The organism is Mesorhizobium sp. B2-8-9 (genome assembly GCF_006439475.1).
GTDB lineage: Bacteria > Pseudomonadota > Alphaproteobacteria > Rhizobiales > Rhizobiaceae > Mesorhizobium.
In genome coordinates this window covers 90,692-110,718 of the sequence record NZ_VFTQ01000011.1, presented here as the reverse complement: position 1 = coordinate 110,718, position 20,027 = coordinate 90,692, and the positions used below count along the sequence as shown (strand labels likewise).

General features: G+C 58.5%; 15 protein-coding genes and 1 pseudogene. 15 read left to right on the top strand and 1 reads right to left on the bottom strand.

What is annotated here, in order from left to right:
• Nucleotides 1-91 precede the first annotated feature (91 nt).
• The 11 genes from FJ423_RS15610 (at nt 92) to FJ423_RS15560 (ending at nt 12,155) form a co-directional block, all read left to right on the top strand.
• The gene (locus FJ423_RS15610; RefSeq protein ID WP_064993326.1) at nt 92-904 is read left to right on the top strand and encodes an ABC transporter ATP-binding protein; all 813 of its coding nucleotides are present in this window, start codon (nt 92-94) and stop codon (nt 902-904) included.
• Between the two features lie 44 nt (nt 905-948).
• A complete protein-coding gene (locus FJ423_RS15605) occupies nt 949-1,731 on the top strand; it encodes a transporter substrate-binding domain-containing protein (RefSeq protein WP_064993327.1) in 783 nt (260 codons plus the stop codon).
• A 173-nt stretch (nt 1,732-1,904) separates the two neighbouring features.
• A complete protein-coding gene (locus FJ423_RS15600) occupies nt 1,905-2,618 on the top strand; it encodes an ABC transporter permease (protein ID WP_198327675.1) in 714 nt (237 codons plus the stop codon).
• Nucleotides 2,618-3,424 (top strand): ABC transporter permease, encoded by an 807-nt coding sequence (locus FJ423_RS15595; RefSeq protein ID WP_064993358.1) that lies wholly within the window; start codon nt 2,618-2,620, stop codon nt 3,422-3,424. Before FJ423_RS15600 ends, FJ423_RS15595 begins: the two co-directional genes overlap by 1 nt.
• 44 nt (nt 3,425-3,468) lie before the next feature.
• Nucleotides 3,469-4,389 carry an arginase gene (gene rocF, locus FJ423_RS15590; RefSeq protein ID WP_064993328.1) on the top strand — a complete coding sequence of 307 codons (921 nt, stop codon included), beginning with the start codon at nt 3,469-3,471 and terminating at the stop codon, nt 4,387-4,389.
• A 3-nt stretch (nt 4,390-4,392) separates the two neighbouring features.
• Nucleotides 4,393-5,466 (top strand): ornithine cyclodeaminase, encoded by a 1,074-nt coding sequence (locus tag FJ423_RS15585; protein ID WP_064993329.1) that lies wholly within the window; start codon nt 4,393-4,395, stop codon nt 5,464-5,466.
• The gene (locus FJ423_RS15580; protein ID WP_064993330.1) at nt 5,463-6,449 is read left to right on the top strand and encodes an arginine deiminase-related protein; all 987 of its coding nucleotides are present in this window, start codon (nt 5,463-5,465) and stop codon (nt 6,447-6,449) included. Before FJ423_RS15585 ends, FJ423_RS15580 begins: the two co-directional genes overlap by 4 nt.
• Before the next feature lie 15 nt (nt 6,450-6,464).
• Nucleotides 6,465-7,268, top strand: coding sequence for an arginine deiminase family protein (locus tag FJ423_RS15575; RefSeq protein WP_064993331.1), 804 nt, complete (start codon nt 6,465-6,467; stop codon nt 7,266-7,268).
• A gap of 469 nt (nt 7,269-7,737) precedes the next feature.
• A complete protein-coding gene (locus tag FJ423_RS15570) occupies nt 7,738-8,619 on the top strand; it encodes a 50S ribosomal protein L11 methyltransferase (RefSeq protein ID WP_064993332.1) in 882 nt (293 codons plus the stop codon).
• A 649-nt stretch (nt 8,620-9,268) separates the two neighbouring features.
• Nucleotides 9,269-10,300 carry a class I SAM-dependent methyltransferase gene (locus tag FJ423_RS15565; protein ID WP_064993333.1) on the top strand — a complete coding sequence of 344 codons (1,032 nt, stop codon included), beginning with the start codon at nt 9,269-9,271 and terminating at the stop codon, nt 10,298-10,300.
• A gap of 427 nt (nt 10,301-10,727) precedes the next feature.
• Nucleotides 10,728-12,155: a hypothetical protein gene (locus FJ423_RS15560; RefSeq protein ID WP_064993334.1), complete on the top strand. Its 1,428-nt coding sequence runs from the start codon at nt 10,728-10,730 to the stop codon at nt 12,153-12,155.
• Nucleotides 12,156-12,626: 471 nt separating this feature from the next.
• On the opposite strand, the gene FJ423_RS15555 is transcribed toward FJ423_RS15560, so the two are convergent.
• The gene (locus FJ423_RS15555; protein ID WP_064993335.1) at nt 12,627-13,370 is read right to left on the bottom strand and encodes a class I SAM-dependent methyltransferase; all 744 of its coding nucleotides are present in this window, start codon (nt 13,368-13,370) and stop codon (nt 12,627-12,629) included.
• Between the two features lie 1,925 nt (nt 13,371-15,295).
• On the opposite strand from FJ423_RS15555, the gene FJ423_RS15550 reads away from it, so the two are divergent.
• The 4 genes and pseudogenes from FJ423_RS15550 (at nt 15,296) to FJ423_RS15530 (ending at nt 19,487) form a co-directional block, all read left to right on the top strand.
• Nucleotides 15,296-16,204, top strand: a complete 909-nt coding sequence (locus tag FJ423_RS15550; RefSeq protein WP_064993336.1) for a hypothetical protein — start codon at nt 15,296-15,298, stop codon at nt 16,202-16,204.
• A 589-nt stretch (nt 16,205-16,793) separates the two neighbouring features.
• Nucleotides 16,794-17,129, top strand: coding sequence for a helix-turn-helix transcriptional regulator (locus FJ423_RS15540; protein WP_013533370.1), 336 nt, complete (start codon nt 16,794-16,796; stop codon nt 17,127-17,129).
• Nucleotides 17,122-18,366, top strand: a pseudogene (locus FJ423_RS15535) (HipA domain-containing protein). Before FJ423_RS15540 ends, FJ423_RS15535 begins: the two are co-directional and overlap by 8 nt.
• Nucleotides 18,363-19,487 (top strand): hypothetical protein, encoded by a 1,125-nt coding sequence (locus FJ423_RS15530; protein WP_064993337.1) that lies wholly within the window; start codon nt 18,363-18,365, stop codon nt 19,485-19,487. Before FJ423_RS15535 ends, FJ423_RS15530 begins: the two are co-directional and overlap by 4 nt.
• Nucleotides 19,488-20,027: the final 540 nt, after the last annotated feature.

Genomic DNA, 20,027 nt, shown 5'->3' with positions numbered 1-20,027 from the left:
GCAGAAATAGAGGAAACGAAATGAAGGCGCTCAGAACAGTGCTGTTGGTCTCGCCCTTTCATGTTGTGCTCGGCGATACAGGCGCACAGCAATGACGGCCACGATCATGGCAATTCCTCGCCACGCGGTGACGGACACGGCCGCGGAGGCGATCCATGTCGAGGACTTGCACAAGAAGTTTGGCGCCCTTCATGTGTTGAAGGGGGTCTCGCTATCTGCGCGCGACGGCGATGTGGTGGCGATTATCGGGGGCAGCGGCTCCGGCAAATCCACTTTACTTCGCTGCATCAACTGCCTGGAAAACCCCACCAGCGGCGTTATCAGGGTGAACGGCGAGGAAATACGTCTCAAGCCTGACGGAAATGGCAGCACCCTCCCGGCGGACCGAAAGCAGATTGAACGTGTACGTTCCCGGCTCGGCATGGTCTTTCAGAGCTTCAATCTCTGGACCCACATGACCTTGATCGAAAATGTGATCGAGGTTCCGGTCCATGTGCTTGGCGTCAAGCGTGAAATGGCGATCATCGAAGCCGAGAAACTGCTTGCGAGAGTGGGGCTTCTGGAAAAACGGCACGTATACCCGGCATTTTTATCCGGCGGACAGCAGCAGCGCGGCGCGATCGCGCGCGCTCTCGCGGTCCAGCCACGCGTGATGCTCTTCGACGAACCGACTTCATCACTCGATCCCGAACTCATCGGTGAGGTTCTGGGCGTAATCGGCGATTTGGCCCGCGAAGGTCGCACCATGATCCTGGTCACGCATGAAATGAAATTTGCCCGCGAGGTCGCGACCCGCGTGGTATTTCTCCACGAGGGCCGCGTCGAGGAAGAAGGGCCACCAGACGCAATCTTCGGATCTCCGAAATCGGAGCGGCTTCAACAATTCATCCGCAGAGTGGGCTAGCGCCTGAAAAACAGACTAAACCATCTGACTTATAGGGGAAAACAATGAGAATACTTTCCAAATTGACGGCCGCAGCGGCAATCTTCTGCGCATCTACTTTGATGGCGCAAGCTGAACAGGTGAAGGTCGGAATCGCGGCCGAGCCCTACCCTCCATTCTCGTCCCTGGACGCCTCTGGAAAATGGGTCGGCTGGGAAATTGAGATCATTGATGCGATCTGCGCCGAGGCAAAACTCGATTGTGTCATCACTCCGGTCGCCTGGGACGGGATCATTCCTTCCCTGACGTCAAAGAAAATCGATGTCATCATGAGTTCGATGTCAATCACAGAGAAGCGCAAGAAGACGATCGATTTCTCCGACAAGTACTATAGCGATAACGGGTACACGATTGCCGGTCCCAAGGGCGTTGCAGTGGATCCTACCCCTGAGGGCCTCAAGGGCAGGATCCTCGGTATTCAGGTCTCGACCAATGCCGAGGTCTATGCCAGCAAGCATTTCAAAGACAGCTTGGCCGAGATGAAGACGTACCAGACACAGGATGAGGCCAACCAGGACTTGGTCGCCGGCAGGATCGACGCCATTCTGGCTAGCCCGCTTACCATTGATCAATTCATGAAGACTGACCAGGGTAAGGCCTGCTGCGAGATAAAGGGCAAGGTTGCCAATGACCCCGAGATTTTCGCGCCGGGCGCGGGCGCGGGTCTGCGCAAGGGAGACACCATGCTCAAGGAAAAGATAAACGCCGCAATCAAGGGGATTCGCGCGAACGGGAAGTACAATGAAATTACGAAAAAGTACTTCTCATTCGACATTTACGGCGAATGACAGACGAAATTCTCCTGTTACGTAGACCCTCGAAATACTTCTGCCTGTTGAGTCGGAGGCAGGCGGCCTCCTTCGTCACGCACCAGTGAACGGCAGGCTCTTGGCGAGGGTCAATCCTCAAGGTGGAGGCGTTCTTGACCGATTCTGTCTTTTTGTCGCTGGCGCAGACCAGCATGTTCGAGTTGCTTGCACCTACGCCGCCTGGCTGGGGCGGAAATCTGGTTCGCGGATTCATTAATTCAATTGGGATCGGTGTCGGCGCATTCGCCTTGGGATTGGTTATTGGCATTGGCGGTGCTTTTGGCAAGCTTTACGGCGGACCTGTGCGCCGCGACTTGCTTCAAGTCTACACCACCCTCATCCGCGCGGTACCGGAACTTGTGCTAATTCTGCTTATCTATTTCGCGGTTCCGGACCTGATCAACCGCCTCCTGGAAACTCTCGGTTACGGACGGATCGACGTCAGCGGGCCGATGGCAGGCATCGTTGCGCTCGGCTTCGTACAGGGCGCGTACGCAACGGAGGTGCTGCGCGGCGCGATCCTCGCGGTGCCGCAAGGCCAAATCGAGGCCGGGCGAGCCTTTGGTATGAACCCAAGGATGCTGATGCGACGCATTACTCTGCCGGCGATGCTGCCCTTCGCGATCCCGGGTCTCGCAAATCTCTGGCTGGTTGCGTTCAAAGGCACAGCACTTCTGGCCGTTGTGGGCTTCAATGAACTGACTCTGGAAACACGGCAGGCTGCGGGCACTACAAAGGCCTATTTCACCTTCTTCATGGCCGCTGGCGTGCTTTATCTACTGCTCACTTTGATCTCCAACGTCCTCATCGGACGGGTCGAGCATTGGGCAAGGCGCGGCCGGCAGCCGATAGCGGAGAGCCGCTGATGGCCTATTTCACGACTGTTGCGGCAAACTGCCGCCCATTCGCACGGTTGGAGCCACACCGCGTCGTATTGATCGTGATCGGCCTTGTCTTGATCACCGCAGCAGCCGTCTTCATGCGTTGGGACTGGTTGGCCGACTACTACATGCTTGCGATTGCTGGTTTATGGCGTTCGATCTGGATCCTCATCGTGACCTGCGTCTTCGGCTTCGTTCTGGCATTGCCACTTGGGCTCGCTCAAGTAGTGGGCCCTAGTTGGCTCAGTCTTCCAGCGAAAGCTTTCTGCACCGTCATTCGAGGCACACCGTTGCTTCTGCAAATTTGGCTGCTCTATTACGGGCTTGGCTCGCTCTTCCCGCAATATCCATGGATTCGCGAATCCGATATCTGGCCTCTCGTTCGCCAGGCGTGGCCATACGCTGTACTGGCTCTAACGCTGTCCTTCGCAGGCTATGTAGGCGAGGTTATGCGCGGTGCTTTTGCCGGCGTGCCGAGCGGCCAGCTCGAGGCGGGACGCGCTTTCGGTATGAACCGCTGGAAGCTTTTTCGCCGGGTCTGGTTGCCGCAGGCAATCCACAAGGCGTTGCCCACGTTGGCCGGTGAAACAGTAATGCAACTCAAATCGACACCGCTCGTCGCTACTATCACGGTTGTCGACCTTTATGCAGTTTCAGCTCGCGTTCGCCAGGATACATTGGTGATATACGAGCCATTGCTTCTGCTTGCATTGACATACATGGTTCTCACGGGATTGCTCGTATGGATTTTCAGCCGTATCGAGGCTCGCATCCCGGTTCGAGTGGGGTGACGCGCCGAACCAGCGCGCTGCCAGCAGCAATAGGGAGCGGCGACATGCTGTGTAGGATCGTTGGCGCGGCGGTCCAGGACGGGGCCGGACGCATGGGCTGTGATATGGGACCGAGCGCGTTGCGCGCCGCGGGACTCGCGCAGGCGCTGACGGAACTCGGCCATGAAGTGGAGGACGCAGGGGCGGTCGCGCCCGGACCGCTTCCGCCCGTGGCGCATGAGAACCTCGGCCTGAAGGCGCTGCCGCAGGTCTCGGCGTGGACCGGAGCGATCGCCGAAGCTGCCTATGCGGCGAGCCGAGAAGCAATGCCGATCTTTCTCGGCGGCGATCACAGTATCTCTGCCGGCACGCTGTCCGGAGTTGCCCGTCGTGCCAAGGAGTTGGGCCGGCCGCTCTTCGTGCTTTGGCTGGATGCCCACCCGGACTTTCACACGCTCGACACTACGGTCAGCGGCAACTTGCACGGCGTCCCGCTCGCCTACGCCAGCGGGCAAAAAGGCTTTCACGGCTATTTCCCAGACCTGCCAGCTGCGGTCGATCCGGCGCGCATCTGCACGCTTGGTGTGCGCAGCGTCGATCCGGCCGAGCGTGAGGCGCTGAAACTCGCCGGGGTGACAGTCCACGACATGCGCATGATCGACGAGCACGGGATCGCTCCTCTGCTACGCGCTTTTCTCCAGCGCATCCTGGCTGAGGACGGCATGCTTCATGTCAGCCTGGACGTCGATTTCCTAGACCCGTCAATCGCCCCGGCCGTGGGCACGACCGTGCCGGGCGGGGCGACCTTCCGCGAGGCGCATCTGGTGATGGAGATGCTGCACGATTCCGGCCTCGTCACCAGCCTCGATCTCGTCGAGCTCAACCCCTTCCTCGACGAGCGCGGCCGCACCGCGATCCTGATGGTCGACCTCACCGCCAGTCTAATGGGCCGCCGCATCATGGACCGCCCGACAAGGAACCACTGAACCATGCCCGAGAAGCTAAACATCGTTCCCTTCGTGAGCGTGGACAATATGATGAAGCTGGTTCTGACGATCGGCGTGGAGCGCTTCCTGACCGACCTCGCCGGCTATATCGAGGAAGACTTCGGCCGCTGGGAGCTGTTCGACAAGACGCCGCGTGTGGCGTCCCACAGCGTGGACGGCGTCATCGAGCTGATGCCGACGAGCGACGGCGAAACCTACGGCTTCAAATATGTCAACGGCCATCCCAAGAACACGCGCTCCGGCCGCCAGACCGTCACCGCCTTCGGCGTTCTGGCCGATGTCGGAAGCGGCTATCCAATGCTGCTCACGGAGATGACCATCCTCACCGCGCTCCGCACCGCGGCCATGTCGGCGGTCGCGGCGAAGCATCTCGCGCCGAAGGGCGTTCGCACCATGGCGATCATCGGCAACGGCGCACAGTCCGAGTTCCAGGCGATCGCCTTCAAGGCCATCGTCGGCGTCGATCGACTGCGCCTCTACGACGTCGATCCTGCTGCCACGCGCCGCTGCGCGAAGAACCTCGCCGGCATCGGCCTGGACATCACCGCCTGCGCCTCCTCGCAGGAGGCCGTGGAAGGCGCCGATATCATTACCACCGTCACCGCCGACAAGCAGTGTGCCACCATCCTTACAGACAACATGGTTGGCCCCGGCGTCCACATCAACGCGGTCGGCGGCGACTGTCCAGGCAAGACCGAACTGCACCGCGACATTCTTCTGCGCTCCGACATCTTCGTGGAATACGCCCCACAGACCCGCATCGAAGGCGAAATCCAACAGCTCGCGCCCGAGCACTTGGTGGTCGAGCTCTGGCAGGTGATCGCCGGCAACGAGCCCGGCCGCCGCGACGAGCGCCAAATCACTTTGTTCGATTCCGTGGGCTTCGCGATCGAGGATTTTTCGGCCCTGCGCTATGTGCGCGACCGCCTCAAGGACACCGGACTCTACGAAGAACTCGATCTCCTCGCCGACCCGGATGAACCCCGCGACTTGTACGGCATGATCCTGCGCGCCGCCCAACCGGCTCCAGTGCGGCTGAGCGGTGCATTGGGATGAGCAAAGTATCCATGCAGGCGCCGAGGGCCGTCGTGATGATCCGCCCTCATCACTTCACGCCGAATCCGGTCACTGCGGCAGACAATACGTTCCAGGTGCGCGATGAAACGCGGAAGCCGGATGATCTGGTCGCTCTGGCATATCAAGAAGCCACGCGTATGGCGGACGGCCTCGCTGAGGCCGGGATCACTGTCCACCTCTATGAGGATGAGTCGGCCGCAACACCCGACTCCGTCTTTCCGAACAACTGGTTTTCGACCCATTCTGGCGGGCATGTCGCGATCTATCCGATGTACTCGGAGAATCGAAGGCAAGAGCGCCGGACCGACATCATCGAGATGCTCAAGGCTGAGTACCGGGTTCAGGATGTCATCGATTATTCCGGCCTCGAGAAGGACGGGGTCTTCCTCGAAGGGACCGGTGCGATGGTGCTCGACCACATTGCCCGTGTCGCCTACGTGGTGCGTTCCAACAGGGCAAACGAGGTTGCGCTCGAACGGTTCTGCACGCACTTCAATTTCGAGCCAATGATCTTTGACGCAGTCGATCGCAGCGGCAAGGCGGTCTATCACACCAATGTCCTGATGTGCGTCGGCACCGATTTCGCGTTGTTAGGGGCGCAGTCGATCCCTGATCCCTGGCGGCGGCGGGAAGTCGTCGCGAGGTTGGAGGAAACCGGTCGTCAGATCGTGGAGCTTTCGATCGAGCAGATCGAAGACTTCGCCGGCAATGCCATTGAACTGGAGGGCACGGATGGTCGCATTGTTGCCATTTCCGGGCGAGCACATGCGGCGCTGCAGGCGAAGCAGATATCGGCAATCGAGCAGTCCGCGCGACTATTGCCGTTCGATGTCTCGACAATCGAACTCGCGGGTGGATCGGTCCGGTGCATGCTTGCAGGGATTCACCTGTCGAAGCGCAGGGCGCAGCCCGCACAGACGTCATTCACCGCCCAAGCAAGCCGCACAGCGAAACACTACTGACAAATAGGATTGGAAATGTCGCAAACCAGATCGGTCTATCAGTTCAACTCGGCAATCGTTCGCGAACCCTCGATCTCGGTCGTCAACGGCCTACGCGCCGATGATCGGGGCGGTCCTACCTATGAAGGCGTCAAGGGCGAGCACGACGCATACGTTGCGGCCTTGCGGCATGCAGGTGTCGAAGTGAGCGTCCTGCCGTCTCTTGAGGCCTTTCCAGACTCCCTGTTTGTCGAAGACCCGGCGCTCGTTTTCACCGGGGGCGCCATCCTGCTCCGTCCCGGCACGCCAAGCCGGGTCGCCGAGACCGCGGAGATCGCGCCGATCCTGCGCGATATGTTCGACACCGTGCTAGAACTCCCTACCCCGGGACAAGCGGACGGCGGGGATATCATGTACACCCCAAATAGCGTCCTGATAGGCCTTTCCGATCGCACCGACAAGGCCGGGGCAGAGGCCCTTGTCTCCTGTATCGAGCAACTCGGCGGGAAGGCCCAGATTGCCGAGACTCCGAAAGGCGTTCTGCATTTCAAGACGGCCTCCTCGCTGCTCGACGATGAAACCGTGATTTCGACCGCTGCCCTCGCGAAGGCTTCCGTATTCAAGGAATTCCGCCAGTTCATCGTCCCGGAAGGCGAAGAGCCTGCGGCGAACGTGCTGCGCGTCAACGACATCGTCATGGTCAGCGCGGGCTACCCGCGCACGATTGAGATGCTCGAAAAGGCGAGTTACAAGGTCGTGCCTCTGAAGACCGCCGAGATCGAGAGGATCGATGCCGGGCTTTCCTGTATGTCGCTGCGCTGGTACCGGGATTGCAGGTAGGTCATTCAACCCCCCTTGTTACCCCAGACGTCTAGACGACAAACAGAACTCGTGCTTTCCCCTCGATCGTGATTGTCGCGCCGCCACGCTTTCTCTCCGGGTAAAGCGACGGAGTATTCGGCGACACGCTCGAGGCTCGGGGCGACTACCAGCTAAGGAACTCAGGCCGAAAGATGACCGTGTCGGGGATTCGACAAATCGGCACTGAGTTCAGGTACCCGGCGCATTCCCAAAACTGGTGCAGACTCACGCACTCTTTGTAGGCGACGGAATTGGCAGGCCGGGTCTCTAGCGCTTGCGTGCCTTGGCACCATTCTTGCTGCTTCCCCTTCGCAAGCTGCAACACTCATTCGCTCGTCTCAGAGGATTGACAGGCAGCCCTACAATGCGCGCGACGCCCTCGATCGCTGTTCGCGATGAGATCGTTGGCTTTTATTCACCCACCATAGGGGTTTAGAGGGTATTAAAAATGCACGAAATCCCATCCCGCGCTCACGCAGATTCCCAGGTTCCCAACTGGCATTTCAGAATGATGCGCGACTCCGCACGAAATGCAGCAATAGAGGCGGCCATTGCATCCTGTAATCTCAGAGGAAAGACCGTCGTGGAAATCGGGACCGGGGCTGGCCTTCCGGCGATGCTCTTCGCCAGGCATGGCGCCCGAAAGGTATTCACATGCGAGATGGATGAGCGAATTGCTGAGGCGGCGCGGGAGATTATCCGGAACAACGATTTGCAGGATCGCATCGCGGTGATTGCAAAGTCCTCAAGGCAAGCAATTCTGGACGGCGACCTTCCTTCGGCGCCTGACATAATTTTTACGGAAACATTGGATTCTGGGGTAGTTGGTGAGGGATATGAATCGATAGCGGAAGACATCCGCCAAATCGCCAGTCCTGCTACAGTAGTGATGCCATATCGGATTCAGCAATTCGGGTTCCTCTGCACCGACGTGCAAGCCTTTGAGGAAAATTCCGTCTTTAACCAATGCGGATTTGATCTTTCGGGATTTAACCTGTTTGCTGAACGTTCATATTTCTCGGTGATCCAGACGCTACACGATCCGGTATGTCTCTCGCCAACCGTGCTTTTCAGGAGCTATGATTATCTAGACCCAAGCGCTCTGGACCCGGTAGAACACCAAGTTACCGTTCACAGTTCTGGCCTCTGCCATGGAATGACCTCATATTTTGTCGCCCAATTTGGGAAATTTCTCATCTCTTCTAGGGAGCGGAAGAGTCATTGGCGAACGGCTTTTCACCCTCTACGAGTACCTATGCCGGTCGAATCTGGGCGGAGATATTATTTGAGAGGCGATAAATCTGGGTCGATCGATTTGGTTTCGACATGAAGTTCAGGGCAAGCGACAAGCGGCTCTTGGTTCATGTGTGAAGGTTCTGCTGACAGGGCGGCTGCAGGGGGGCTGGTGATGCTAACGTTACCTGATCCCCCGTGAGCACAGGCCATCACGATCCAGTATTGAATATACGACCTCTGACCGGACCTTTTACCGGGCAGACTCGGCTACCGCTCCGCCTGTTTGGGTCGCATGCTGATAACGGGTCAACATGCTGGGATTGTCGGCGATGCAGGCGCCGGTCGCTTCTCCGGTGTCGAGCTCAATCAGTGCTTCAACGCGGAGGATGCTGACGCGGGAGATCAAAGCGATCACCCCATGTTGGCGACAACGTGATCATTGCCCGGGACCGGCAAGCTCGACCAGGCGATACCGGTCAACGCGTGAGTAACTCATGTGCACATCCAATTTTGAGGTCTGCGGACTAAGTCTAACACTCCTTGCGCAGATTGTTAATTAATGTCCAGAGTGTGTTGTTTCCAAGTCGCGACCTATATTTGATTTTAGCTTAACTTTTACATTAGTACTTATTGTGATGTGATATAACTATGGCGAAGCCGGCCTGCCTCGGATGCGTCTAGTGACGGAGCCATGCGCGAAGTACCGGAGCTGTGCGTCGAACAATTCACTTGGGAAGAGCGGAATGGAACAGCGGGTGGGAGACTTTTTCAAGGACTGCGATAAGGCACCACGATTGAATGAAATGGCCGATTTCTTTTCGGCGACCGCAGCAGGGCGATCAGGAGCCCCGATCAAAGTTCCGAGCGTTGATGCGCGCCTTTTCCAAGGGGATGCGTCGCTGCAAAGCTTCACCGGCGCGCATCGCCAGATCTGGGGCCGCTTCGACCCTCACTATCATGCCAGCATTCCTTATCGTCTTGAGGAGGAGGTTCGAGTTGGCGATGCCTTCTTGCGATATGCAGACGCTATCGCGGATGAGACCCTCCCGGCTCGGTTCTATCTGCTGGGGGCCGCCGAAGGCACACTCGCTCGAACGCTTGCCCAGCTGGGTAACGGCAAGATTCAGACCCTTTCATGCAGTCCCAATAAGGAAAACGAGGAAAGCTTCTTTCTGCACGGACGGCCCGCGCATGCAACATTCTTCCTCGGCCCATTTCATCACTTGACCCGGAGCCGAATGGTTGGGACGTTGGCGCTCAGGCACTTTGCCGACGGATTCGACATCATCTTGGAGGACACCACATTTCAAATGTATTCGCCCAATCGAAAGGCGCAGATTGGCTTTGTGAAACGTCACTTGAAAGACGGTGGGATATTCTTCTTCTTCGAAAAATTTCGGCAAGACGACGACATCTCATACTTGAGCCGGGAGCTCCAGAAAGACTACGGATATAAAGCGCGCTTCTTCACTCAGGATGATATCAAAAAGAAAACTGAATCCATTCTTAAGCAAATGAACCTCAATGAGACGACGCTATCTGAAATGTCAGAGTCGGTGGCCGCGCACTTCAAATACGGATGCGTGACATGGAATTCTGGCAATTTCTACACACTTGCCGCTAGCAACAACGCGGACAATCTTCGGCGTGTAATTTCGGCGATGGCCCCACCCTGCATTCCAAATGAATACGTCTATACAGAAACCCCGGCTTCGCTGCCGGGATTGGCCTTCGAACCCCCGCCGTTCCGCCGCCTGGCAGCGTCCGGAAGCTGAGCGAAGCCGGCCAACGACCAACGCGTCCTAAAATGCCATTGTTACGACCAGTACATTCTTGGCCAGTGGCTTGCCTCCAATATCGGCAGGTACTCGTATTTCATGTCCGCGACATGGCTCGCGCTTCTTGAAACCAACAGCGTACAGACAGTCACCTCATTACTTTGTCGGGAAGGATGATCCAATTGTTACCAGCGGCGCAGTCGGCTTTATTGCGGTTCCCGTCGATCGGCCAGCGCGCATCCAAACCCTTGCAACGGGGTTTGGATTGGTTGTGTATGGTTTGACTGCACTTGCCGGCGATACGCTGTTGCCCTCGGCCGGGCTCCCGTATTTCGGAGTTGTCATCGTCGTGGTTTGGACAGTCGGTATTCTCATCTGTCCACCAAGCAAAACGGTAGCCCAACAGCCCACCGGATGACGTGTTATGAAATCGCCATCTCCAAAACCCGTCGCTGAAGCATTGGTTTGGCTTATGCCACACATCTCGCGTTACTCGACGCTTCCGACACGTGCGTATGCGCATGCCGCTTATGACGCTAAGCCCGCCGCCGCCGATCCTGTCCGTATGCATGCTCTAGAGCAGATGGAGTTACGACTTGCAGATTGTGCCTCTCGTCTGGGCTATGGGCATCAGCAGATTGAAAAACTCGGTGCACAGCTTCGAAGCCGACCGGTCATTCAGACCGGCCCACACTGTTACCTGGCTTTTGAACCCGATGCGTTCTACACGCATATCTTTAGTGCCATGGGGCTGCGCTCCCATAAAGACAGCTGGTATGTGACTCATTCGAGTTCAACTGTAAAATTCCAAGAAAGCGACAAGAAAGGCCCCGGTTGGCTGCGGCTTGGAGGTCAGCACTTCAATCTCTTCGGGCTGTCAAACAGAAAAATGGGTCGACTCAGTGTTTGCGGACGTCATGCGCCGCAGCGCTTTGCTCTGACGAGCGCCAAACAGACGAGGATCGCGAGCCAACTGGCCGCGCAATTGAAAAGAGCCCTGCCCGATGATGAGTTTCTCTCGGCCGCCGATGCTATCAAGACAGCCAATCAGAGCCTCTGGCGCCGTTTCTTCGCATCGGATCTACAGTTGTTGCAGTTCGATGATTTGGACGTGGGCGACCTAGTCGCCCAGCATCTTCGCGACCCGTCATCGTGGCTTTCGTCAACGCTGTTTGGACCAAGCTCTTTTGCGAAGAGGCTGCTCAATCATTTCGTGTCGTTTGATTGCGGCCAATGGGCCGGCTGGGCAAAGACGACAACCGACTTCTTTTGGCATTTTTTAGGGGGGCGCATATTTCCCCTGCGGCTGCGCGATGGCCTGTTTTTGAACGAAAGCGGGACCTTCTCTGTACAGTGCGCACCTGACGCGCTTCTCCAATCGTTGAACGAGCATGAAATCATACCCAGTATGCTCCTGTCATTCTTTGTAACATCGATACTCCCTGGAGTGCGGGTGCTCGGCGGCAGTCGCCAGATCGTTTACTATCCGATTATGCGCTATGCCTTGCTGTCTACTCTCTCTGAGTTTCCGTCACCTGCAAATAGTAGCTTGTCCGTCTCGCTGGGGTCTGACCAAGAGCCGAGTCTGTGGGGGCATCGCACGATCTCGCCGGGTCGAATCGATCCGTTCAGTCTTATGACCCAGCTTGGCTGCGATTTTGGGCGGTTAATCGACTGCTATGGCGAGATACCTTTGAGGGAGGCATGGGGCAGCTTGCCAGCATTCGCCGGCGATCCCCTCTGGCAAACGTTGTGCAAACGGCTTGCAAAGGAAACAGCATTGGAGGATCGCCCCATTTGGCTCGCTGGCGCTCAGCAGCCAGAACAGGATGTAATTGGACCCTCCCGTTGATCTGTGAGCGCGAAGCTGACGCCGTTCAGATTTGGTCATTTCACTGAAGGCATGGACATCGCTGTTGGGCCTTCCATCGCCGATGCGCTTTGAAGACCTGTGCGAGCCATGCGTGCGCATTGGCGATTGCCGACGGCCGAATTATGCTGACAGCACTTTCCGATCGAAGTGGCCTTCGGCGTCAGGTGGTCAAGTGCTTGCAGGAAGCCAGCGAGGTCGTTCGGCGCGCGATCGAGTTGTTAAGGCATCGGAGTTCGTGAGCCGCGCTTGTTCGCTGATGCACGTTCGCGCTTCGCGCTGCTGACTCCTACAGACCATATTGCGAATAGGTAGAACCGATCATAGACTCTTATGCCGCCAAGCTCGCTTGTTCCGCTCACATCAACCTCACGGTCGTTTCAATGAGGCTCTGCCAGGCTTTATCACCCGCCCGGGGGGGGGTTGCCTTACATTAGTTGGAGATAACTCATTTTATAGACCGGTCGTCGCTCGGCGGTAAACAGAGATATGACGTTTGGACTGTTCGGTGAACGCACCTCCTGCCCAATCTCCCCAACGCTCCGCCAGCTTGAGCCCTACGCATTCGGCCATGGTATCGAGTTCCTGATGATAGACGTAACGAACGCGATTGGGCAATCGTTTGACCGACGTACCAGAAAACCAGAGGAGGGTTGAGACCAATTTTTGGGTTAGCGGATCGTGCACATCAGCAGCGATGATCGTATTCTCATGATCCACAACGAGCGTGGAAATTTTCTGGCCGTTGACGAAACCATCCAAGGGCGGCACGCCTACATCTATCACCAAATTCCCTCCATCATCTAACGCCTCCACGGCAGATCGGAGGCAAGCTATTTGCGCTTCGCGCGTGACGGCCTGCGTGAATGTATTCCAAACGCAATACACCAAGTTGTAGCGGTGCTCCGATCTAAATCTTGAAATATCTGCCTTCCAAAACTTAATCAGGCCAGTACGCTTGGCGAGAAGGTTCAACATGCTGTCCGAATTGTCGATACCTTCGACCTTGACGCCTCGCTCGCTCAACGGCACCGCCACGCGTCCGTCGCCAATGCCGAGTTCAAGAGCACTCCCTCCGCTGGAAAATCGCTGAAGAAAGGCGACAGTCTCGCCGACCTCATCATTCTTACCTCGCAGCAATGTAAGTAGCTCATACATTGCCGACCAATTTTCGTCGTAGATGAATTCGTCAGCCATTTCTCCTCCTGTGAGATTGATTTAAAGATTTTAGCAATTACTTCGTATGCAATCGGCTCGGAAATAACGCCGCTCGTTCCGCAACAGGAAATGGTCGAAGGGTGTCGCTCTGGTCGGGCTCCGGACATCGAACGGCTCCGTTGCGGAATGAACGCCGATTCAAAATGCAAGAGCCAAGCCAATTCAAAGAGTCGGTTTAGTTCACTATATTGGCTCTTAGTCTCCGCTTCTGTCTGTTTGCAACGACACGGCTTTGTCAGGGTTCCGACAAAAGATCAGACGATTCTGGTCGCGAAAGGCGCCTCTGAGGGACACCGCGTGCGGGGAGTGGCAACTCTGGCCTGACCTTTACGTCATCACAAACGTTTTGGCCCATAACGAGGCGGTTCCTTTGAAGTCGCCGTGCCGAAGATACATCCATAGTCCCCGGCGGATTCCGATTTCAGCCGTGAGCACTTGCTCAAAAGCTTCGGTTGCACTTTGCGACTGTTCCCCATCGAGGTGCGGATCGCAGGGTTAAATCCTGCTTCCGAGAGCCGGGGGCAAGGACTCGAACCGCGTCCCAGTCTCCTGGCCCGTTCCTGGCTTGGACGAAATCGTTCTGGAGCGGCCGTGCTGCCACGGCCGTAGTGAATTCGGCCCGAGTGTTCTTGCGCCCAGTTTCCCTCTCACGAGGTCGTTTCGACGTATCCCGAATCCACCAGGAATCTCAGGGTGTAGTGATGGACTCCAAGGAAGGGGGGCGGCCTCCGTCATCGTCATGACGCCCTCCGGGTGCGGGGCCTGCGCCGCTGTGACGCGCCTCCAGCCCACGAGCACGGCACCCAGCCCGTGCCTGCCCTCCAGGAGTCCTGCGGGGGGCATTTTCCTGCAACCTCAGCACCACTCCGCTTGAATCGGCGGGTCGGGCCGGCGCAGCGCCGCACGAGATCGTCGAGGTTCGCCTTCATAAAGCGTCTGCTACAATAGACCGCTGTATTGATTGCGCTGCCCGCGAGATTGCAGCAGGCAGGTCCAGCCACCTCCGGCGAGGTCACGGCCGGGATATCAGCGGCCTCTTCGTCTGCTGCGACAGCCAATCCAATGACATGATGCATCAGGAACACGTCCACGAAGTACGCAGCGTCGTCCCGTGAAATCGGCAACATGTCTGCGGTGATTTCATTATGGATATAGGACTCGGCATCCCAAAGGGTGCGAGTCAGCTTCTCGTTGGCGGGCTCAATGCGCTTATGGCTCTTTCGAGCGCGGTGTTGGCGGCCTCGATAAGGACAGTACGGTCGGCCCCGGCGACTGGCAGGGACGCAATAACGGCATGGGAATGCATGACGAACTTTTCATTCTGGAGTGGCGGTCTCTTGCCTCAGCATTTCGGTCGCCATCCCGACGCTGGTTTTTGTGGGGTGGCTCGTCGAAGCGCCGGCGCCACCTTGTGCTCACATGCGCGGCCGCAGGATACGCGAGAATTCGGCAGATTTAATCAAAGAGCACGGCAGCGCCAGGGACAGAACGGTGTCGGCACAGTAGGCGAAAGGGCGATCTCGAGCTTTAGCTCCCCGCACGAAGCGGTCTGGAACCAAGCCTGATCTCCGGAGCCGCCGTCGCGCGTCCCGCCATGCGCAGGCGCGCGCAGTCCGCAAGGGCTTGAGCGGAGCGTCCCTTGCGGACGAGCACGGCTGGGCGAGAGACAGAGCGCGTCGGAGGCAGCGGGTTCAGGCGCCTGATCCTTGGTGAGTCCAGAGCGTCTTCTTTGGTCGACCGCTCGGCCGAAACGCCGTTCCTGGGGTGGCAACCTGGCCCTACCATCTCGAAAGCAGGGAGCTAACGGGATAGGCCTTCCGGTTTAGGCACGCGTTGTCTGGTCGGCGGATAGATGAGTGTTCTGATGTCTGCTAAGATCGAAACCAAGAGTCGAGGGGGCGACAATGGTTGAAGTGTTCCGCGGAAGGGGCGGTAAACTCGAACACGAAGGGGCCGCGCTCGGTAGAATCCATGCGCAGGCAAATCACCGGAAGGCGTTGGGGTACTGGCTCGGGTTCTTGAAGGGCGTGATGGCCAGCGAGCGGGTCGAGAGCGCGGAGATGCCGCCACTCAGGGTCGAAGCTGAGCAGTTCCTGTCCCTTCTTCACGACGACGATGCTGCCGAGCTCATTCGCGATCTGGATGTGTGGGGTAACGCGCCCGAAGAGATCTACGCCATCCTTGAAACAATAGTCGGCATACGCTCGCGGGAGTTTATCGCCGCTGACGAGAAGGACGAAGTCAACGAGTTCTACGGGTTCTGTGCCGGTATCGCCTGCGACAACTCCATCACGCCCGCAGAGGTCGAAAGACTGCTGTCCAGGTTGGACTCGAGTGTGGTCCTGCAGAGAGACAGCCGCGTGGCGTCTCTCGGAGAAACTGCCAGAAGGTCTATTTCTGACCGTCGCATAACCGCCGAGGAGGCAGAAGACATATGCGGGTGGATTGCCCATCTTGTCGGCGACAGCGCGACAGATACGGGGCTGCCTACCTTCGGCAATGTGGGTGTCATTGACGGCGCCTTGGAGGATGCAAGCCGGCTCGTAATTCCGAGTCGGATGTTCGTCCTCACGGGAAAATTCGCCATTGGCCCGCGAAAGGTAATCGCTGAGATGATTTGCGAACGCGGCGGTGATTGGAAGGAAACCGTCTGCGGCCAGACCGACTACCTCGTCGTCGCGGCCGAAGCGTCTCGGGACTGGAAGCACAGCCATGAAGGCACGAAGATCATAAGGGCAATGGAGCTTCGCGAAAAGGGAGGTCGGCCGGATCTGGTTCTTGAACCGATGCTGGCCAAAGCGTTGGATTTCTGACCGCCTCCATCCGGCGAAGGAAAACCTATTATCTTGGAGGTGCGGCTTCAGAGCATGGTCGCGTCGGAGGCGCGGAGCCTGAATACCCGAGCCTTAGTGGATCCTGATACGGGTCTGGGCGCTCGCCACCTTTCTTGACAGTTTTTAAGGCGGGCAGCGGCCGCACCTGCACGAACAATATCTCCCACAGCATCGCGGCACGGTCGTATCTCCCACAGCATCGCGGCACGGTCGTGCTTCACTGGTTCACCCGAAGCAAAAGCGAGGCTCGATGTGCGCCGATGCTATGCTATTTCTCCGTCATGCCGAGATGACCCGTTCGCATCGCGGCCGCTCTCTCGCCTGCACTTGCCCAGATCGACCGCATAGTGACGGAGACAGACGCTCCTTTCACTCAGGTCGTCCGAACGAGCTTCGATGACGTGATGACCACGCTCGCCGCGATCGCCGACGACTGGGGGGTCCCGTCGATGCCGTCACGACGGCGGTAATAGAACTTCGTTCTCCATTGAGATGAGGCTTCAAGGGCTAGATGAATTGTAGTCTTCGTGCTACATAACGGACCAATCTGTAGCGCGAAGGTGACATAATGCCCACTCCACACAACCCTCCGGCTGCGGTGCGGCGCGTGCTGCGCAAGCTTGGGGCTGACATTCATGATGCCCGTCGACGCCGACGGCTGCCGATGGCGGTGGTAGCCGAGCGCGCCTTCACTTCTCGCTCGACTCTGCAAAGGGTCGAAGCCGGGGACACCAACGTCAGCGTCGGCATCTATGCCGGCGTCCTGCAGGCCCTCGGCCTCCTTGAGGGCCTGGGCCAGGTCGCCGACATCAGCAACGACAGCGTCGGTCAGGCGCTCGCCAGTGCCGACCTGCCCAAGCATGTCCACCTCCAGCGGCCAACCGGATCGTCGCGCGATGGCTGACTTCGAGGTCCATATCGATTTGGACGGCCGCACACGCCCGATCGGACTGGCGAGGAGCAATCGCGTCCGGGGAACCGAGACCATCCTCTTCGAGTATGACGGAGCATGGCTTGAGGATCCGGACCGCTTCTCGCTAGAGCCAGCTCTTGCTTTGACCCGCGGAGCCTTCGCCCCCCCTGCAGGTCTTGTGACTTTCGGCTCCATCGGCGACTCAGCGCCGGATACCTGGGGCCGGCGCCTCATGCAGCGCGCCGAACGCCGCCTCGCCGACCAAGAAGGCCGCGCGGTTCGCACGCTTGTAGAAAGCGACTACCTGCTCAGCGTCGCCGACGAGACGCGACTTGGCGCCCTCCGCTTCCGCTGGGTCGGCGAAGAGATTTTCCAAGCGCCGATCCGCACGGGCGTTCCTGCTTTAATCGAGCTTGGCCGTTTGCTCCAGATCACCGAACGATCCTCCGAGACGAGGAAACGGATGAAGACTTGCAGCTCATCTTTGCCCCAGGCTCCTCCCTGGGCGGTGCCCGACCGAAGGCCTCGGTTATCGACCAACATGGTCACCTCTCCATAGCGAAATTCCCGAAGGAGACCGACGACTACAGTATGGAGACCTGGGAACAGATCGCGCTGCGGCTGGCCGGCCAGGCAGGTATTGCCACGCCTCAACACGAGCTGATCGAGGTCGCCGGCAAGCCAGTCATGTTGTCGCGACGCTTCGATCGTGACGGTGCGAGCCGCATCCCGTTCCTGTCGGCGATGGCGATGATGGGCGCCAAGGACGGTGAGCGCGGCAGCTATCCGGAGATCGTCGATGCCCTTGCTCAACACGGCGCCCAGGGGAAGACGGACGCGCATGCCCTCTATCGGCGGGTCGTCTTCAATGTGCTGGTTTCCAATGTCGACGACCACCTCCGCAATCACGGTTTCCTATGGCTGGGAAAGGCGGGGTGGTCTCTCTCGCCGGCATACGACCTCAATCCCGTCCCGACAGATCTCAAGGCCCGGGTGCTGACGACGAACATCGATCTCGATGAGGGCACCTGTTCGCTCGATCTGCTTGAACGCGTCGATATTTTTCGCGCTCACCCTGCCGCAGGCCCGCGCGATTATCAAAGAGGTCGCGACCGTGACAGCGACCTGGCGCGATACAGCCAAGGCGGTCGGCGCTCGATCGGCGGAAATCAGCCGAATGGCCAGCGCTTTCGAGCATGACGATCCCAAGCTGGCGCTGGCGCTATGACGAGGACCTTCCTCCACAATTTCGATCCGCCAACATTCAGCCCTGTCGCGGGCGCGACCGTCGACCTCGACGTCTCGGAGATCGAGGACGCCGGGATTCGCGAAGTGTTGCAGACGCCAGGGGCTGCATATGGCGCGTGGTCTATCCTGGACGCGCTGTTGACGCCAACCGGCGCGGGTACGCCCTTCATCTTCCGGGAACCGCTTGGGCAAGCCCGCGAGGTGAAGGTCGCGCTATCCGGCTTGTTCGGCCGCTTCGTTGCCCGCGCCTATCTGGAACGCTACTTCAACCTTTCGATCTTCGCGCATCTCGGCAGCCGCATCATCGACCTCGATCGCCGCCGGCAGGTCAAAGTCACGCGCTTGTCCCGCGGCGATCTGCCCGACTGGATCGCCTGCGCATCCGACCTGTCCTCCTTGACCGTGGCCGAAGCGAAAGGTTGCCACGATAATGGCGGCCCGGCCAAAGCGTTGAACCGCGCCTGGGCTCAGGCCGGACGGATAGATATCACCGCTGGAGGCCGCAAGATCACAGTGAAGCGCATTGCCATCGCGACCCGCTGGGGGATGGCGGCGCCAAATCCGACGGACGCCCACCTCTCAGTCCGCGATCCGATCGATGAAGGCGAGCCGATCAAGCCGGAGGAGAAAGACGCGCTCTTCATCGGGCTTCTCCGCCTCCATATCGCCAATCTCATCAAGTCGCTTGGGCACGCTGAGCTAGCCAGTGCGCTTCGCGGCCTCACACACCAGCCGTTCGCGCGAAGACTCCAAGGGGATCTCCAACGCGCCCGAGCGCTGCTGGATGCCACGTTGGTGAGAGAGCTGGAAAAGGCCACGACCATGGGCGGACTGATCGGAGGGATCGTCACCCGTGCCGGACCCGTCGCTGACACCGACGTTGCGCCCGCCGATCAGGAGGCGCTCGCTCGCCTCAATCTCCGGCCGGTCTTCGTCGGCATCGAGCGCGATCTCATCCGTGCCGCTATCGACGCGGAGCTGCAAACCGTTCGCATCCGCCTGACGCAGATAGGGGGTCCCGATGATTTTTCTCGGCCTGACCGCGCTGGCGGCTGGATCATCCCGATCGGTGAGGAGCGACGCATCAGAGGAGGCAACTGATCCGGTGACCACCGAACATGAGCATCGTGGGGAAACGGCCGGCGACACCAGACACGGCACGATTAGGCAGAAAGATGGAACGCAGGAGACTGAACGCGGCCACGCCGCGCTGATGCCCACTATCACCACCGACAGGGGACGAAAATTCAGATCGTCTGCCGAAACGTATTCGGCCCCGTCCGGTAGTGTCGTATACCGATACGCTGGGGAAGGCCGCGCCTTGAGGCCAAAATGGCGGCCGCCCGGGTTCAGGCTAGATACGAAGCCTCGGAGGCTGACATCAGTTATCCGAGGAGTTGTATCGCCAGGCCCCGCTCTCTCCGCCATATTATCAATAAAATCAAAAACTTAGAGTAAACTTCCGGAATTTACCCGCCAAAACGCCCATCATGCGGGATGCTATTGATTTAGACGGCATGAGACATCCGGCCGGGGTGTCCCATCGAAAAATACGATTCGGCGCGATCCCACCAATGGCTCAACCTGGATGCAATCCGATTTGGGCTGCTGGGACTAGCCGCTCTTGCCACAAGGACCACG

What these genes read in the sequence shown, in the direction of transcription:
- FJ423_RS15555 (WP_064993335.1), bottom strand. Translation starts at nt 13,370, where the DNA reads ATGGCTGACGAATTCATCTACGACGAAAATTGGTCGGCAATGTATGAG.
- FJ423_RS15580 (WP_064993330.1), top strand. Translation starts at nt 5,463, where the DNA reads ATGAGCAAAGTATCCATGCAGGCGCCGAGGGCCGTCGTGATGATCCGC.
- FJ423_RS15530 (WP_064993337.1), top strand. Translation starts at nt 18,363, where the DNA reads ATGACGAGGACCTTCCTCCACAATTTCGATCCGCCAACATTCAGCCCT.
- FJ423_RS15600 (WP_198327675.1), top strand. Translation starts at nt 1,905, where the DNA reads ATGTTCGAGTTGCTTGCACCTACGCCGCCTGGCTGGGGCGGAAATCTG.
- FJ423_RS15550 (WP_064993336.1), top strand. Translation starts at nt 15,296, where the DNA reads ATGGTTGAAGTGTTCCGCGGAAGGGGCGGTAAACTCGAACACGAAGGG.
- FJ423_RS15560 (WP_064993334.1), top strand. Translation starts at nt 10,728, where the DNA reads ATGAAATCGCCATCTCCAAAACCCGTCGCTGAAGCATTGGTTTGGCTT.
- rocF (WP_064993328.1), top strand. Translation starts at nt 3,469, where the DNA reads ATGCTGTGTAGGATCGTTGGCGCGGCGGTCCAGGACGGGGCCGGACGC.
- FJ423_RS15570 (WP_064993332.1), top strand. Translation starts at nt 7,738, where the DNA reads ATGCACGAAATCCCATCCCGCGCTCACGCAGATTCCCAGGTTCCCAAC.
- FJ423_RS15585 (WP_064993329.1), top strand. Translation starts at nt 4,393, where the DNA reads ATGCCCGAGAAGCTAAACATCGTTCCCTTCGTGAGCGTGGACAATATG.
- FJ423_RS15540 (WP_013533370.1), top strand. Translation starts at nt 16,794, where the DNA reads ATGCCCACTCCACACAACCCTCCGGCTGCGGTGCGGCGCGTGCTGCGC.
- FJ423_RS15575 (WP_064993331.1), top strand. Translation starts at nt 6,465, where the DNA reads ATGTCGCAAACCAGATCGGTCTATCAGTTCAACTCGGCAATCGTTCGC.
- FJ423_RS15605 (WP_064993327.1), top strand. Translation starts at nt 949, where the DNA reads ATGAGAATACTTTCCAAATTGACGGCCGCAGCGGCAATCTTCTGCGCA.
- FJ423_RS15565 (WP_064993333.1), top strand. Translation starts at nt 9,269, where the DNA reads ATGGAACAGCGGGTGGGAGACTTTTTCAAGGACTGCGATAAGGCACCA.
- FJ423_RS15595 (WP_064993358.1), top strand. Translation starts at nt 2,618, where the DNA reads ATGGCCTATTTCACGACTGTTGCGGCAAACTGCCGCCCATTCGCACGG.
- FJ423_RS15610 (WP_064993326.1), top strand. Translation starts at nt 92, where the DNA reads ATGACGGCCACGATCATGGCAATTCCTCGCCACGCGGTGACGGACACG.